The sequence below is a fragment of the Halalkalirubrum salinum genome, assembly GCF_005543295.1.
Classification (GTDB): Archaea; Halobacteriota; Halobacteria; order Halobacteriales; family Haloferacaceae; genus Halalkalirubrum; species Halalkalirubrum salinum.
The window spans coordinates 47,596-61,463 of record NZ_SRSG01000059.1 but is presented as its reverse complement, the minus strand read 5'-3'; the positions used below and the strand labels follow the sequence as shown (position 1 = coordinate 61,463).

Here is a 13,868-nt window from a genome sequence, read left to right as displayed (position 1 = left end):
GACAGGCCGAACGCACCTAAATATTCCTGGGACTGAGAGGGATTATCGTAATTATGACCCAAACACCAGCGTCTTTACGACTGCCGGAACCGTCTCACCGTGCGCAATTGGCTCGCCAATATCGAGATACGAACCCGTGCTAACGGCGAGTTCGTCGATCACTGTGAGTGGCCAGTCTGCACAGCGAGCACGCAGCAATTGGCCAAGCGCCTTCGCGCAGTTCTGCTCAGTAACGACGACAATCGGAACCGATGCGGAATAGCCGTCCTGCAGTGCCGCTGCAAACGACGCTGCAACCGCCCGAAGCCGATCGTACGAGAGATCACCCACGTCGTCGATCGCAATTGCAACGCCGCCGACATCTCGAACGTCATACCGCTGGGTCGCCTGCGAGAGCACCGTCGAAAACGCCGCCGTGAGATCGCTGTCATCAATGTCGGCCAGCGAGCCAGCTGAGACCACAGGAAGATTCCGAAGCGGTAACAGATCGAGGTCGATGAAGACGGTTCGACCGCTGAGCTGTGTTGTGTGCGTTCCCGCACCGATGACAGTTGCACGCAAATCCTCCGAGAGCCGTGTTACTGTCATCCCTGTGTCAGCGGCCGCGTCGGAGAGTGCCCCAGCAAGCAATGGCCCGAGATCGTTGTAGGCGAACGGATCGTCCTCGGCAGCCGCAGTATACTCACCAATCAGTCGGCCGACCCCGCCAGTAAAGACGATCGAATCGATCGCCTGTGGCTCGTCTGGGAGCGAGCCGATCGATAGCTGCCGTGTGAGTGGGTCGTACGGCGGTCCGAGCAGCGAGTCGATCACGAGGCCAGCCATCGCCGTTGCAAGCGCAGATAGGGTCTCTCGATCGACCGGGTCGCCGACTGCAAGACCGAGGCCGTGGGCCTCACTAACCGTGCAGGCTGGATCGGCCAGTTTTGTGACTTTTCCGTCGGCAACGCCGACAAGTCGTCCACCAACGTCGAGACATCGGGTTTCGACCACGCCGTCGGCGTCAAAAATGGCGGTGTTGGTCGTGCCACCGCCGATATCCACGTTCGCGACTGTTGTTCCCGAGTCGGCTGCATAGGCGGCCGATCCAGCCCCCTGCCCAGCCAGGATTGCCTCAAGCGCTGCGCCGGCGGTGGCAACGACGAAGCTCCCGCTCTCGTCGGCGAGTTGGTACGCCAGCGGCTCGGCGTTCGCGGTACGGGCCGTCTCACCAGTCACGATAACTGCACCTGTATCGATTGCCTCAGGTGCCACGCCAGCGGTCTTGAGGTCAGACGCGATGAGTTCGGCCACCGCGTCGATGTCCACGGTTTCTGGGTCAATAAGTGGCGTTTCGTGAACTGGGCCGCGAAAGCGAACTGTCCGATCGCCGATCGCGAGCTTCTCCGATCCGGAAGCGCCAGCGGATTCGACCGCCAACTCGCTGACGACGACATGGGTCGTTGTGGTCCCAACGTCGATCCCGACGCTTGTGAGTGTCCCAGCATCCGTGGGCGGGTTGAACACCATTGCTACGGCGCTTCGGTGTCCGCAGCTTTATCCCTTCGCGAACTCACGGTCTGCGGCAGTAAGATCGAGGCCGCTGGCCTGTTTGTCACACATCTCGGCAATCAGATCGACAATTTCAGCGCCGGCTTCGACCGGTGGCAGCCCACCAGCATGGATATTGGAAATCACCGTTTTTTTCGCTGTCGGCGTCCCGCGTTCGGGGCCGTAGACCATGTAGGCACTCAGACTTTCGGCAGTTGCCAATCCGGGCCGCTCGCCGATCAGGACCAGACAGGACTCGGCGTCGAGCTCCTCGCCGATTGCATCCATGACGTCAACCCGGCCGTAGGTCACGAAAATCGGCGTCCCGACGTCGAGTCCGCGCTGGTCGAGTCCATCGAGGAGAATCGGCAGGAGATCGGGAATGTTCTTCTCGATCGCCGTCGAACTCAGCCCGTCAGCGACGATCAACTGAACCTGCGGTGATTGTTGGCATTCCTCGCGAAGCAACTCGGCAGTCTCCGCGGCAATCTCTCGGCCCTTATCGGGTCGGGCGAGATACGCATCTTTGTCTTCGACGAGTGTCTGGATGGCAAAGAGCCCCATCTCCTCGACGAGTGCGTCGCTGACGTGGCTCTGGACTGCATCCCGAGCGATCCCGTGGTCTGATCGGAATTCGAGAAGCGTCTGGGTTCGCGGTCGTGACCCTGCCCGCCCCACGCCAAGCCGAGAGGGGTTGCGGTCGGCAATGCGATCGAGACGGTCGTCGTGGTCGTCCGGTGGATTGGTGGTTGTCATTGGGTTAGCCTCCAGCGAATAGCGTTGGATCGCCCGCCTTCTCCGTGAGTCGCCCCTCGTGCATGATGCCCATCTCTTCGAGCCACTCTTCGAAGGCAGCCGCCGGCCGAAGGTCGTGTAACTCCCAGAGTGAGGCGGCGTCGTGGTAGCTGTTGGATTGGTAGTTGAGCATCACATCGTCGCCCATCGGAACTGTAATAAAGTAGTTCGCGGCGTTTGCGAGCAACATCGCCAGTCGCTCGATATCGTTTTGATCGGCCTGAATGTGGTTGGTGTAGCAGGCGTCGATGCCCATCGAAATGCCGTGCAGCTTTCCCATGAAGACATCTTCGAGTCCAGCGCGGATTACCTGCTTGCCGTCGTAGAGATATTCGGGGCCGATGAAGCCAACAACGGTGTTGACGATGAACGGATCGTACCGCTTGGCAAGGCCATAACACCGCGCTTCAAGCGTTACCTGGTCGACGTCATGGTGGGCGTCCCCTGAGAGCTCAGACCCCTGGCCGGTCTCGAAGTACATAACGTTCGGACCGGCAGAACTGCACCGGCGCGTTCCGAGTTCGTAGGCCTCATCAAGCATCGCCACGTCGACACCGAACTCGTCGTTGCCGGCTTCAGTGCCCGCGAGGCTCTGAAAGATCAGGTCCGCCGGTGCCCCCTCACGGATGGCATCCATCTGGGTTGTCACGTGCGAGAGACAACAGTTCTGGGTCGGAATCTCGTATTCGTCGATGATTCCGCGGGTCGCTTCCAATATCTCGGTCGTCGTTGCGACGTTGTCAGTCACTGGATTAACGCCAATAACCGCATCGCCAACGCCGTAGGCGAGTCCCTCACGAGTCGAATCGAGGATGTTCTCGATGTCGTCGCCCGGATCGTTCGGTTGCAAGCGAAACGAGAGCCGGCCGGGCTCGCCGATTGTGTTGTTACAGCGAGCGGTCACCGTCAGTTTCGAGGCAACCAAGACGAGATCCATATCCGACATTAGTTTCGCGACCGCCGCGATCATCTCGCTCGTCAATCCCGGTCGGATGGCGCTAATGTCTTCGTCGGTCGTGGTGCTGTCGACGAGGAACTCGCGGAGTTCACCGACTGTCCAGTCGCGGATTCGCTCGTAGACCGGCTCGCGGACGGCATCCTGGATCACTCTGGTTACCTCGTCATCTTCATAGGGAACAACTGGATTCTCCCGGAGTGTTTCAAGTGTGAGCTGGCTCAGTGCGTCTTTGGCGGCAACGCGTTCGGCATCCGATCGGGCAGCGACACCCGCAAGCTCGTCGCCAGTCTTGCGCTCGTTGGCTTTTGCGAGTACCTCTGTCACCGAGTCGAATGTTGTGCGTTCCCTACCGATTGCAGAGGTAATTACCATCTTTTCTTCAATGTGTGAAATCTTCGCCCACAGTCTTCAAATTTTGTGGGTTCTTACTCAAGAAAAGTTTTTGAATAGAAAGTAGGCTTGTTTACAGAGCCCAAGAAGACACCTCTGTGAGTCAACAGTTTCGGGGTTGAACCGACGATCGAGAGGACTCCGACAGCTCCGCCCGAAAACCCGACTTGGCGTTTTGACCCGATCGCCGACGATCGCTGCTTGAAGACTGTGTGGTCACCGATCGGATGGCATAAGTACCACTGGGTGTGATCATCCAGTAATGACAAACATAGACAGGCGACGGTTCATCCGATCGGCTGGCGCGGCCGGGACGGCAGTGCTGCTTGCAGGCTGTTCCGCTGAGCGGACCGGCAACGGAAACGGTGATGATGGCAATGGGAACGGAGACGACGGCGGCAACGGCGGTGACGACGGAAACGGCAACGGCAGCGACGACGGCACCGCAAACGGCGATGGCGATGACGAGCCGACGACGCTGACTGTCGGTACGTACGAATCATTCCTGGACGCCCCAAGCACCAGTCCCGGCGAGTGGCTCAAGGAGGCGTTTGAGGACGAATACGACGTCGAACTCGTCTGGGAGACGCCCTCGAACGGGCTCAACAACTATATTGAGCGATCGAACGCCGGATCGACGATCGAGGCCGACCTCTACCTCGGGGTCACAACAGACGATCTGATTCGAGTTGACGAGAACGCCGACGAGTCGCTATTTGCGGCCGCAGGAGAGATCGAGGGTGCGGCCGACATTCGCGAACAGTTGGTGTTCGATCCAGACAACCGAGCAGTCCCGTTCGAAACCGGCTACATCAGCCTCGTATACGACGAGAACGAGACCGAGGCCCCGGAGACGTTCGAGGGGCTACTTGCGGACGACCACCGCGGAGAGCTGCTCGCACAGAGTCCCGAAAGCCAGACGGGCCGGGCGTTTCTGTTGCACACGATCCACACGATCGGTGAAGAGGAGTACCTCGACTACTGGGCAGAGCTACAGGACAACGACGTTCGGGTCCTTGGATCGTGGTCGGACTCGTACGCGGCGTACACGGAGGGTGAAGCGCCGATGGTCGTCTCGTACTCGACCGATCAGGTGTTCGCAAACATGGAGGACGCAGACCTCAGTAAACACCAGATCCGGTTCCTCAACGATCAGGCGTACGCGAACCCGGAAGGAATGGCACGCTTTGCGGACAGCGAGGCGATCGATCTCGCCGAGTCGTTCATGTCGTTCGTGCTTCGGCCGGACGTTCAGGGTGAAATTGCCGAGCGAAACGTCGTCTTCCCGGCCACGACGACCGCAGAACTCGATCCCGAATACGACGAGTTCGCCCACGAACCGCCAGAACCAGTGACGTTCACATACGACGAACTCCAAGGGAATCTCAGTGACTGGGTCGACGCCTGGAACCGACAGTTCGCCGGCAACTGATGGGGGAGCTGACACCCCCGTAAGCGACGCGGATACCCCGGACGAGGCCTCTCGCTCCACAGGCCGGTCTGACGAGGATTCTCGCTCCATAGGCCGGTCTGACGATCGCCGAGGCCGGCTCGTCCGCGGGACGGAAGCCCGCGCGCTCCAGGCGGGTGCGATCGTGACCGCAGCCCTCCTGGTTGTGGTCTTTTTTTATCCGGTCTCGACTGTCTTTGTCGAGGCGGTGATCGTCGACGGATCGCCCACGCTTTCGGCGTTTGTTGACATCCTCTCCGATCGGTTCTACCTCGACATCTTCGCGTTTACGGCCTATCAGGCCGCGCTTTCGACGGTGCTCAGCGTCGCGATCGGGCTGCCCGCGGCGTGGCTGCTCGCGCGGTTCGAGTTTCCGGGCCGGCGAACCCTGCGGTCGCTGACGATCTTGCCGTTCGTGCTACCGTCGATCATGGTCGCAGTCGGCTTCGTCGCAACCTTCGGCGCGAACGGCACGCTCAACAGCGCGCTCGCGATCATCGGGCTCGGTCCCGTCGAACTCATGTTCACGCTCAAGGCGATTTTGATCGCCCATGCGTTCTATAACGCGCCGCTCGTCGCGCGGATCGTGACCGCCGCCTGGGAGTCAGTAGACGCTCGAGCGATCGAAACCGCCCGGAGTCTCGGCGCATCGCCGCTGCGAGCCACACTCGATGTGGTCGTTCCCCAACTCATGCCCGCGATTTTGATGGGATCGGCGCTGACGTTCATTTTCACCTTCGCGTCGTTTCCGATCGTCCTCGCGCTGGGCGGCTACGGGCTGGCAACGATTGAGGTGTTCATTTACCGCCAGCTTATCAATCTCAACTACACGGAAGCCGCGGCGCTTGCAATTATTGAGCTCGTTATCTCTCTTGGGTTGCTGTACGGGTACCTCCGCTACGAGGACGCCAAACGGATCTCTCGCCGCGGTGTCCACCCACCGCCTCGACGGTCGTTACTGCCTGATCGGTGGACACCAAAGGCAGCTATGACTCGGCTCGCGATCGCCGGCTACGCCGTGATCGCGGCATTCGTCTTCCTCAGCCCGATCGTCAGCATGATTCTTGCGAGCGTGACCGCCAGCGACGGCTCGTTTACGCTGGCACACTACGCGTTCTTACTCGAACGACAGGCGACGGGCGCGAGCTTTCAGGTCCGCCCGCTTGGCGCGATTCGAAACTCGCTCATGTTTGCACTTGGAACCCTCGCGGTCGCTGTGCCGATGGGCGTCGTCGTCTCGGTGGTGACCACGCGGCGGTACCGCGGTCGGAAGCTCGTTGACGCGATCGCGATGGCCCCGCTCGCGGTTTCGGGGATCATCGTCGGGCTGGGGCTGCTTCGCGGGCTGGTGTTTGGCGTCGAGATCGCCGGCTGGCGGATCGCGGTCGGCGGCTCGCTGGCGATCGTCGCCGCCCACGCCGTAAGCGCGTATCCCTTCGTTACCCGTAACGTGACGCCCGGACTTGCGGCGATCGATCGATCAATGATTGAGTCTGCACGGAGCCTCGGGGCGACACGCACGAGAACGCTCCTCGACATTGAGCTCCCGTTGGTCCGGGCTGGCGTCGTTGCCGGGGCGGCCTTCGCCGTCGCGATTAGCATCGGCGAGTTCAACTCGACGATCGTGCTCGCGACCGGCTCAGGAGAGTACACGATGCCAGTCGCGATCGAACGATACCTCGGTCGGCGGCTCGGTCCGGCGACTGCGATGGGATGTGTTTTACTGGTTGTGACGGCGGCGAGTTTCGTCGTCGTCGATCGCTTCGGCGGCGATGTTGAAGAACGAGGTGGTGGACTGTGAGATACGGAGGATGGACTGTGAGATACGGAGGATGGACTGTGAGATACGGAGGACACAATCGATGACGACGATCGAACTCGACGGCGTGTCAAAGCGGTATGGAGAGACAACTGCAATCGCCGACGCAACGTTGTCGATCGCCGACGGCGAGTTCTTTACGCTCGTGGGCCCGTCTGGCTGCGGGAAGACGACGACGCTGCGGCTGATCGCCGGATTCGAGGCGCCGACGAGCGGGGCGATCCGCTTTGATGACGAGGACGTTGCGGGTGTTCCGCCGGAGAACCGCGGGGTTGGCGTCGTCTTCCAGAACTACGCGCTGTTTCCGCACATGACTGTTGCCGAAAACGTCGGCTACGGCCTCCAGTTCACAGATCCTCCGGGCGATCTGTCGCCGGACGAACGAGTTCAGGAGCTGTTGGCGCTCGTTGATCTGGCGGGAATGGACGATCGCGAGCCCGACTCGCTATCCGGCGGGCAACAACAGCGAGTTGCGCTCGCGCGAGCACTCGCCCCGGGACCGCGAGTGCTGTTGCTTGACGAGCCGATGAGCGCGCTCGACGCCCAGCTTCGGGAGTCGCTTCGACTCCAGCTCAAGCGCATTCAGTCTGAACTGGGAATCACGACTGTCTACGTCACGCACGATCAAGAAGAGGCGCTGTCTGTCTCCGATCGCGTCGCCGTACTTTCGGGGGGTGCGATCGAACAGATCGGGACCCCACAGGCGATCTATCGGCGACCAGACACGCCGTTCGTCGCACGGTTCGTCGGTGACAACAACGTATTTTCCGGCCGCGTGACGGCGATTGAGCAGGATAGTGAGACGGCGACGATCGACATCGAAGGCGCTTCCATTCGCGCGGCGATTCCGGCGGATCGATCGATCGAACGCGGCGATGCCGTAACGATCTGTGTCCGTCCGGAATACGTGTCGGTGACATCCGGTGAAGATGGCCGCGGTCAAAAGTCGGGCAGAGCGCTGAACCGACTGACTGGGTCGGTCGTCAGTTCCGAGTTTCTCGGTGAGACGACTCGAGTTCACGTCTCGTGGGGCGAAACCGAACTCCTCGTGCGGACAACCGATCCGATCGACGGGCAAGTGACACTCGCGTTCGACCCTGAAGTTGTCCGGATTGTGTCGGCCGATCGTCAGTAAGCGGTTTGACGCCTCGGATTCACGTCTTTGAATCCGACGAGTCTCTATTTCTGCTTTTGTTTGCGTCGAACATAACGCGAGAATTTGGTCGGAGACTACCGTTTAGTCATCATTGGTAGAGAGGTCATCGGAGTTGCCGATCGCAGACGGCTCTGTATCTTTCTCCTCAATACTTTCTAAGAGTAAGTGCGTACCACTCGCGGCGACCATGCCGACGCCGATCGCGCGTAACTGGTGGAGATATGCTGGCGTTGCCTCAAGATCAGAAGCGTTGGTAAAGTTCCTGCCGATCATTTTTTTCGTGAGCCTTACGCTCAACTGAGGGAACAACGCAGTCACTAATCCCTGCAAGAGCACGAACACCGAACCAAACAGCCGACCTTTCTGACAATCCATTACAACTAAATTTATGGCCCGGAAGAGTATTAATATTGTGATATTTAAACTATATCAAAATCTAAAATTCTCAAATTACGGCGAATAGTGTGGTATCTGGGGTTAGATTGTGCTAGTCAAACACAACACTGACTTTATACGGCTGGCGGACATAACGGTACTGTGAAACAAAACGTCGGGTCAGTAGACCAGAACGTCAGAATAGCCGTCGGTGCAGTTGCCGGAACTGCCTCACTAGCGATCCTTCTTGGAGCTATCTCACTCCCAGCAGTACTTTCGCCCTTACTCGGTCTCATTGCAGTCATGATGCTCGCCACAGCAGCGACTGGAAACTGCCCGCTGTACTCACTGTTGGGTGTTACTTCCTGCCCACGTGACTCTGGCCCGTCTGGATCGTAGATGTCTATAAGTAATCACACCCCAGTCCCCATCGGAACACTTGTAACCCGAGGACTTGGTGCGCTTGTCATTGCGCTTTTGATCAACTTCGTGCTCGGTTGGATCGCGCTAAGTCAAGATCTCATCGGGTCGACAGCGTTCTTCCGATATCCGGCTATTGCGGTCTGGACGTCCCTCGGAATCGGTGGTGCAACGGTCGTCTACGGGTTACTTAGCCAGCGTGTTGCAACTCCAGACCGGACATTTGTCCGCGTTGCCGCAGCTGTTTTAGTACTGTCATTCATTCCAGATATCGCACTTTTGTTTGCTAGTGAGAGTGTGACAACGAGCGAAGCTATTGGTTTGATGGCACTGCACGTCCCGCCCGCGATCGTCGCGGTTCTGACGTTGCCGGAGCGCTCTTAGAGATTACCCCAGGCTGTCTGATTCGGGCGGCTCGATCGTCCGCTCGCCGTCGATCGACTCGTGTTCGACGATGACCGCGTGGCGGGCGTGTCTGGCATGAGCGTGTGCCCACCGATCGGCGGGTCGCTCCTCGAGATACGCCTCGCCGTCTGGACACTCCGTACAGGTGACGACCCACGGCATGACCTCATCGGGGAAGTGCCCGGTATGGCGCTTGTGATCGAGCGCGAACTGCTCGACCGCGCGGTTGCCGACCCGAAGCTCGTCGAGTTCGTACGTCAGCTGCCACTCGCGATCGCAGATCGAACAGCTGATGGTCGGCACGTCGTCGACTTCGTGTGGCGGCTCTGCGGGAGGTTCCTCGTCGATCATCTGCTATGGCACCACCCCGACGGTGAGCAGCGTCCCCCAAGTGCGGTAGCGATCGACCATCGCCTCGCGGGTTTCCCAGCCGTCGATCGGGAACGCCGATTCCGGTGGAATTTCGATCTCTTGGTCGGGAATTGTGTCCTGTTCAGCGACGTGAAACCCTGCCGATCGAAAGGCGTCGCGGTACTGACGGCGGTTCCACAGCGTCATGTCGACGCTAATGTTGTCCTGCCACGCGTGGGAGGCCTCGTTCTCCTCGAAGTAGTTGACTGCACAGTAGAACGCGCCACCCGAGCGAAGCACACGGGCTAACTCCGAGAGGGTGTGCTCGGGGTCGGCCGCGTAGTAGAACGCTTCCATCGAAAACGCGTGGTCAACGCTGTTATCGTCGAACGGCAGCGCGTCGAAATCACCGACGAGATACGCGACGTTCGAATCGTTGGTGTATCCCGCCGCGTTGTGTGCCATCTCGGGGGCCCCATCGAGACCGTAGCCCCGGCCGATTTCGTTCGTCTCCGCTAACGCCCGCAGCGCGTAGCCGCTGCCGGTGCCAAGGTCGAGGACTGTTTCACCTGGCTCCACAGGCATCCGTGCGAGCGCGTGCTTTGCGGTGTGCCAGTGGCGCGCTTCCATCCCCCGATCGCGGCCCGTCCGAGCCCACTCGTCGAACTCCTCGCGAACGCTCATACACGTCAGTGGTTCGGCATCGAGTAAACGAGTTCGGTCTGGGGACGCGAGCACTGCTTTGGGCCGCGATCGGTGCGCCTAACACCGCCGGGAACCACGCCACCGGTATGAGATCACGACCACGGCTTCGACTGGACACGGCGAGGCGGCTCAAGCCGGAGTTCCGACTCGCCGATTCGGCCCAACAGATCGTCGGCGGCTTCCTGTTGGCTGGGCCGTTCGTCGTCACCGAGGAGGTGTGGGTTCTTGCAGGGGCAATGAACATCTGGCAGACACTTGCCACTGTCGGGATCGTCGCCGCGATCGGCTACGCGGCCCTCTACAAGGCCGACACGAAGCGTGACGCCGATCACGAGGTTGAGGTCGCCGGGATTCCCGTTCGCTTCCTCTCGTTAATGATCGTTTCGTTCGGCTCGGTTACCGTTCTCGCGTTGGCGTTCAACGCGCCCGAAACGTTCCTCGGTGAGAACGGTCTCACGACCGTGGAGATGACGGCTGTGACGTTCAAAGCGGTGAGCGTCGGCGCGGTGTTCAGTGTTGTCGGCGCAGCGACTGCTGACAGCGTATACTGATCGACGGCTGCGAGGACAGTCGGCGTCGGGCATCCGCTGTTCTGCCGTGGCATCAAGGATTAAGGGTACAGGGCGGTTGCCTCTGATATGGAGTATTCGTTGGCAATCGAGAACGCCCCCGACTCGTTTCCGGGCGGGACGGGCTTGTTGTTGATTCACCCGAGCATCGGTGAAACCGATCGGATCGACACTGACTTTCTGAAAACAGACACCGATCGCTTCCTCGTCGTCTCGACACGAACGACCGCTCGCGAGGTCGAACAAAAGCTTGAACACTACGATGTCGACGAGTCTCGTGCGGTTATCCTCGATACCCTCTCGGTTGAGCGCGGCTACTCGCGGCGATCCTCGGAGAACGTCCACTACGTCTCCTCGCCGGACGACCTCGACGGAATTGTTGAACAGACCCGCCGATTTCTCGAAAGCCACGAGGGTAAACGCCGGATCAGCGTCGACTCGCTCACCGAGATGGCGTACTACGCCGACGAAGACGGCGTCTACGAGGCAACGAAATCATTCCTCGACCTGTTGGACGAACATGACGCAGTCGGGTTGTTCCACCTCTCGGTCGAGGTCCACGACGAGGCGACGATCGATCGGTTCAAATCGCTGTTCGACGGCGTCGTCACCCTCGACGGTGACGGCGGTGTGCGCGTCGAAATGAACGAGTAGCGGCCTCAAGCGTCCGTTCAGCAACCGTCAAGTATCTCTGAGCTGATCGAACGTCTTTTCGGTCCACCGAACCGCATAGCTCGCTCCATGCTCGTGGTACACCTGTGTGTCGAGCGCGGCGAACGGGGCGGGAAGATCCAGATCGTGTTTCACCGCCGAGCAGGCGTATTCAGTCGCCTCCGCAAAGCTGGTCGACCCGCGGGCAACCTCTCCGGAGAGGTCGCCGAGTCGTCCGTCGAGCCGCGAGCCGGCGTCGAGCCACGCGTCGTAGATCTCGGGGTGGGTATCGTCCCAGTCGGCAAAGACCTCGCGGGTCTGGAGGCCCACCCACGCGTCGAACAGCGCAGCCGCAAGCTGGTAGGTGTCGCCTGGACCGAGCTTCGCGGCCGTGGCGAGCGATTGATACCGTTCTCCGAAGAACGGCAAAAAGTGCTCTGGGACCCCGCGGTTCAGTTGTACGTACGCCTCCGCGAGCAGGAATTCGAGGAAGGCCTCGGGCGTTCCTGTCCCACGGTGTTTGACAAAGACGCAGGGGGGTTCAGTCTGACGGGTCCAGATCACGGTCCCGTCGCCGGGCATGCCAATTGTGAAGTCGCCGCCGGCGTAGCGCCGCAGTAGTGCTGGGGCGTCGTCGGGCAGCCACTCCTCGGGATAGGTCGTCGGATCGAGCGCGTCGACAACCAGCCCGAGTTCTTCGGCGGCGGCCGGCGGCAGCGTTTCGGCGTCCGACTCCATCGTAAACGTGAGTGCGTCGGGCGCGTACTCGTCTCGGACCGCTCCAACGCGGGGCGATAACGATCGCTCAGTGAACATCTATGCCAGTGCGAACGAGAGGACGATCGCGATCACGAGAATCGCCGAAACCGCAATCGTTCCGACTGTGATCTTGGTTGCTTTGCTCATACGTACACCCACATCCGGTGGTCGCTTAAACGCTTCAGTATCGGCCGATCAGCCGAGAATATGATAGTTCAGATTGCCTACGCATCAGCGTCCAAGAGATCCTCGGCTGTCACGAGTGCTTCGAGTTGCACGTCGTGGTCTGCGAGCAGTTCGGCGGCACCCTCATCACGATCGACGACGACGAGCACGCGATCGACGACCGCCCCGGCCGCACGGAGCGCTTCAACCGCGTCGAGGGCGCTCTGGCCGGTCGTTGCAATATCTTCGAGGACAACGACCTGATCGCCCGCCGAGAGGCGGCCTTCGATCCGGTTTGCGGTCCCGTACTCCTTTGTTTTCTTGCGGACGATCACGTACGGCTTTCCCGTCTCAACAGCGGTGACGGAAACGAGTGGGACGGCCCCGAGGGCGACGCCCGCAAGCGTCTCCTCGCCGATGCGATCGGCGAACGCCGCTGCGATCAGGTCCAGACAGACCGGGTCAGTCTCGAAGAGGTACTTGTCGACGTAGTAGCTGCTCGTTCCGCCGTGAGAGAGTTCGAATTCGCCGTACTGCACCGCCTCTGCGTCCCGAAGTGCTGCGATCAGTTCGCTGTCGACCATTAGGAATCACAGCGCAGTCCAGGCGGTTAAACGAACGGATCGCTGCTGCGATCGATCAGGGACACGGGAATATTCATATATTTTCCCGTATGACACATATACACGCTATGTCGAAGTCGACAGATGAACGGGGGCGGATCTACCTCCCAAAGGAGATTCGTGACCGATTCGGTGACCAGTATCGAATTGTCGAACTCCCAAGCCACGTTGCGCTCTTTCCAGTCGACGCAGACCCAGTGGAAGGCCTCCGAGCAGCCGTTGGCGATGCGTTCGCAGAGACAGATGTCGATGAACTGAAAACAGGCGTACGCGAATCGATCGCCCAAGAGGCTCGAGCGGAAGCACAAGATCGGTCGAAAGATAGCGAGGAGTGAACCGTGTATGTCGAAACTGACTTTCTCACTGCGCTGGTGAAAGACGACGATTGGCTTCAGGATGCTGCTATCCACGCGCTCGAAGAGCACGAGGATATCCATACCTCAATACTCGCATACGCCGAGGTCTTGGTATTGTTTTACGACCGCGAGGCTGCTGCGTACGACATTGATGTGCCGCGGGCGATTACTAACCTTCTCGAACTGGTTCCGATCCGACCGAACACACATGAGGATGTAGTGCTGGCCGCTGCAGCGTTCATTGATGAATACGATCTGACCCCGTTTGATGCGCTTCACGCTGGATTCGTCACGACAACAAAAACGCGCGTTCTTTCGACGGAACAAGACTACGATACTGTTGGCCTCGATCGCATACCCCTAGAATCTGAATCCACCAACTAACTCGGTA

The 13,868-nt window shown here is 59.9% G+C and carries 18 protein-coding genes; 9 read left to right on the top strand and 9 right to left on the bottom strand.

The window, feature by feature from the left end; all coding sequences use genetic code 11:
* Positions 1 to 51: 51 nt before the first annotated feature.
* The 3 genes from E5K03_RS15675 to E5K03_RS15665 are packed head-to-tail and all read right to left on the bottom strand — an operon-like array spanning position 52 to position 3,655.
* On the bottom strand, positions 52 to 1,509 hold the full coding sequence (locus E5K03_RS15675; protein WP_138007748.1) for an ethanolamine ammonia-lyase reactivating factor EutA: 1,458 nt from the start codon (positions 1,507 to 1,509) through the stop codon (positions 52 to 54).
* Positions 1,510 to 1,536: 27 nt separating this feature from the next.
* The gene (gene eutC / locus E5K03_RS15670; RefSeq protein WP_138007747.1) at positions 1,537 to 2,286 is read right to left on the bottom strand and encodes an ethanolamine ammonia-lyase subunit EutC; all 750 of its coding nucleotides are present in this window, start codon (positions 2,284 to 2,286) and stop codon (positions 1,537 to 1,539) included.
* Positions 2,287 to 2,290: 4 nt separating this feature from the next.
* Complete coding sequence (locus E5K03_RS15665) at positions 2,291 to 3,655, bottom strand: ethanolamine ammonia-lyase subunit EutB (RefSeq protein WP_138007746.1); 1,365 nt, start codon at positions 3,653 to 3,655, stop codon at positions 2,291 to 2,293.
* 280 nt (positions 3,656 to 3,935) lie between these two features.
* Here E5K03_RS15665 and E5K03_RS15660 point away from each other — a divergent pair, with 280 nt between their 5' ends.
* The 3 genes from E5K03_RS15660 (at position 3,936) to E5K03_RS15650 (ending at position 8,077) form a co-directional block, all read left to right on the top strand.
* Entirely contained in the window at positions 3,936 to 5,105 is a 1,170-nt protein-coding gene (locus tag E5K03_RS15660; RefSeq protein WP_138007745.1) for a thiamine ABC transporter substrate-binding protein, read from the top strand.
* Positions 5,062 to 6,924 carry an ABC transporter permease gene (locus E5K03_RS15655; protein WP_138007744.1) on the top strand — a complete coding sequence of 621 codons (1,863 nt, stop codon included), beginning with the start codon at positions 5,062 to 5,064 and terminating at the stop codon, positions 6,922 to 6,924. The genes E5K03_RS15660 and E5K03_RS15655 overlap by 44 nt, the downstream gene beginning before the upstream one ends.
* Before the next feature lie 61 nt (positions 6,925 to 6,985).
* The gene (locus tag E5K03_RS15650; protein ID WP_240730055.1) at positions 6,986 to 8,077 is read left to right on the top strand and encodes an ABC transporter ATP-binding protein; all 1,092 of its coding nucleotides are present in this window, start codon (positions 6,986 to 6,988) and stop codon (positions 8,075 to 8,077) included.
* 102 nt (positions 8,078 to 8,179) lie between these two features.
* Here the strand turns inward: E5K03_RS15650 and E5K03_RS15645 are convergent, their stop codons facing one another.
* The gene (locus E5K03_RS15645; RefSeq protein WP_138007737.1) at positions 8,180 to 8,473 is read right to left on the bottom strand and encodes a hypothetical protein; all 294 of its coding nucleotides are present in this window, start codon (positions 8,471 to 8,473) and stop codon (positions 8,180 to 8,182) included.
* Positions 8,474 to 8,635: 162 nt separating this feature from the next.
* On the opposite strand from E5K03_RS15645, the gene E5K03_RS15640 reads away from it, so the two are divergent.
* Positions 8,636 to 8,872, top strand: coding sequence for a YgaP family membrane protein (locus E5K03_RS15640; RefSeq protein WP_138007736.1), 237 nt, complete (start codon positions 8,636 to 8,638; stop codon positions 8,870 to 8,872).
* Complete coding sequence (locus tag E5K03_RS15635; protein ID WP_138007733.1) at positions 8,873 to 9,277, top strand: DUF6069 family protein; 405 nt, start codon at positions 8,873 to 8,875, stop codon at positions 9,275 to 9,277.
* A 3-nt stretch (positions 9,278 to 9,280) separates the two neighbouring features.
* Here the strand turns inward: E5K03_RS15635 and E5K03_RS15630 are convergent, their stop codons facing one another.
* Positions 9,281 to 9,649, bottom strand: coding sequence for a hypothetical protein (locus tag E5K03_RS15630; RefSeq protein ID WP_138007731.1), 369 nt, complete (start codon positions 9,647 to 9,649; stop codon positions 9,281 to 9,283).
* A gap of 3 nt (positions 9,650 to 9,652) precedes the next feature.
* Positions 9,653 to 10,333 carry a class I SAM-dependent methyltransferase gene (locus E5K03_RS15625; RefSeq protein WP_138007730.1) on the bottom strand — a complete coding sequence of 227 codons (681 nt, stop codon included), beginning with the start codon at positions 10,331 to 10,333 and terminating at the stop codon, positions 9,653 to 9,655.
* 107 nt (positions 10,334 to 10,440) lie between these two features.
* Here E5K03_RS15625 and E5K03_RS15620 point away from each other — a divergent pair, with 107 nt between their 5' ends.
* Positions 10,441 to 10,905: a DUF2391 family protein gene (locus E5K03_RS15620; RefSeq protein WP_138007729.1), complete on the top strand. Its 465-nt coding sequence runs from the start codon at positions 10,441 to 10,443 to the stop codon at positions 10,903 to 10,905.
* An 87-nt stretch (positions 10,906 to 10,992) separates the two neighbouring features.
* Complete coding sequence (locus E5K03_RS15615; protein WP_138007727.1) at positions 10,993 to 11,577, top strand: DUF7090 family protein; 585 nt, start codon at positions 10,993 to 10,995, stop codon at positions 11,575 to 11,577.
* A gap of 27 nt (positions 11,578 to 11,604) precedes the next feature.
* Here E5K03_RS15615 and E5K03_RS15610 read toward each other — a convergent pair whose 3' ends face one another.
* From E5K03_RS15610 to pyrE, 3 genes are all read right to left on the bottom strand, one after another.
* On the bottom strand, positions 11,605 to 12,390 hold the full coding sequence (locus tag E5K03_RS15610; RefSeq protein ID WP_138007726.1) for a DUF7089 family protein: 786 nt from the start codon (positions 12,388 to 12,390) through the stop codon (positions 11,605 to 11,607).
* A complete protein-coding gene (locus E5K03_RS18035) occupies positions 12,391 to 12,480 on the bottom strand; it encodes a hypothetical protein (protein ID WP_449267303.1) in 90 nt (29 codons plus the stop codon).
* 77 nt (positions 12,481 to 12,557) lie between these two features.
* Complete coding sequence (pyrE, locus tag E5K03_RS15605) at positions 12,558 to 13,082, bottom strand: orotate phosphoribosyltransferase (RefSeq protein ID WP_138007724.1); 525 nt, start codon at positions 13,080 to 13,082, stop codon at positions 12,558 to 12,560.
* A 107-nt stretch (positions 13,083 to 13,189) separates the two neighbouring features.
* Between pyrE and E5K03_RS15600 the strand changes: the two genes are divergently transcribed.
* Together E5K03_RS15600 and E5K03_RS15595 are read left to right on the top strand one after the other, a co-directional pair.
* Positions 13,190 to 13,456, top strand: coding sequence for an AbrB/MazE/SpoVT family DNA-binding domain-containing protein (locus tag E5K03_RS15600; RefSeq protein WP_138007723.1), 267 nt, complete (start codon positions 13,190 to 13,192; stop codon positions 13,454 to 13,456).
* Between the two features lie 3 nt (positions 13,457 to 13,459).
* Positions 13,460 to 13,861, top strand: coding sequence for a PIN domain-containing protein (locus tag E5K03_RS15595; RefSeq protein WP_138007722.1), 402 nt, complete (start codon positions 13,460 to 13,462; stop codon positions 13,859 to 13,861).
* Positions 13,862 to 13,868 lie beyond the last annotated feature (7 nt).

What these genes read in the sequence shown, in the direction of transcription:
- E5K03_RS15660 (WP_138007745.1), top strand. Translation starts at nt 3,936, where the DNA reads ATGACAAACATAGACAGGCGACGGTTCATCCGATCGGCTGGCGCGGCC.
- pyrE (WP_138007724.1), bottom strand. Translation starts at nt 13,082, where the DNA reads ATGGTCGACAGCGAACTGATCGCAGCACTTCGGGACGCAGAGGCGGTG.
- E5K03_RS15625 (WP_138007730.1), bottom strand. Translation starts at nt 10,333, where the DNA reads ATGAGCGTTCGCGAGGAGTTCGACGAGTGGGCTCGGACGGGCCGCGAT.
- E5K03_RS18035 (WP_449267303.1), bottom strand. Translation starts at nt 12,480, where the DNA reads ATGAGCAAAGCAACCAAGATCACAGTCGGAACGATTGCGGTTTCGGCG.
- E5K03_RS15650 (WP_240730055.1), top strand. Translation starts at nt 6,986, where the DNA reads ATGACGACGATCGAACTCGACGGCGTGTCAAAGCGGTATGGAGAGACA.
- E5K03_RS15665 (WP_138007746.1), bottom strand. Translation starts at nt 3,655, where the DNA reads ATGGTAATTACCTCTGCAATCGGTAGGGAACGCACAACATTCGACTCG.
- E5K03_RS15610 (WP_138007726.1), bottom strand. Translation starts at nt 12,390, where the DNA reads ATGTTCACTGAGCGATCGTTATCGCCCCGCGTTGGAGCGGTCCGAGAC.
- eutC (WP_138007747.1), bottom strand. Translation starts at nt 2,286, where the DNA reads ATGACAACCACCAATCCACCGGACGACCACGACGACCGTCTCGATCGC.
- E5K03_RS15600 (WP_138007723.1), top strand. Translation starts at nt 13,190, where the DNA reads ATGTCGAAGTCGACAGATGAACGGGGGCGGATCTACCTCCCAAAGGAG.
- E5K03_RS15620 (WP_138007729.1), top strand. Translation starts at nt 10,441, where the DNA reads ATGAGATCACGACCACGGCTTCGACTGGACACGGCGAGGCGGCTCAAG.
- E5K03_RS15645 (WP_138007737.1), bottom strand. Translation starts at nt 8,473, where the DNA reads ATGGATTGTCAGAAAGGTCGGCTGTTTGGTTCGGTGTTCGTGCTCTTG.
- E5K03_RS15615 (WP_138007727.1), top strand. Translation starts at nt 10,993, where the DNA reads ATGGAGTATTCGTTGGCAATCGAGAACGCCCCCGACTCGTTTCCGGGC.
- E5K03_RS15630 (WP_138007731.1), bottom strand. Translation starts at nt 9,649, where the DNA reads ATGATCGACGAGGAACCTCCCGCAGAGCCGCCACACGAAGTCGACGAC.
- E5K03_RS15675 (WP_138007748.1), bottom strand. Translation starts at nt 1,509, where the DNA reads ATGGTGTTCAACCCGCCCACGGATGCTGGGACACTCACAAGCGTCGGG.
- E5K03_RS15635 (WP_138007733.1), top strand. Translation starts at nt 8,873, where the DNA reads ATGTCTATAAGTAATCACACCCCAGTCCCCATCGGAACACTTGTAACC.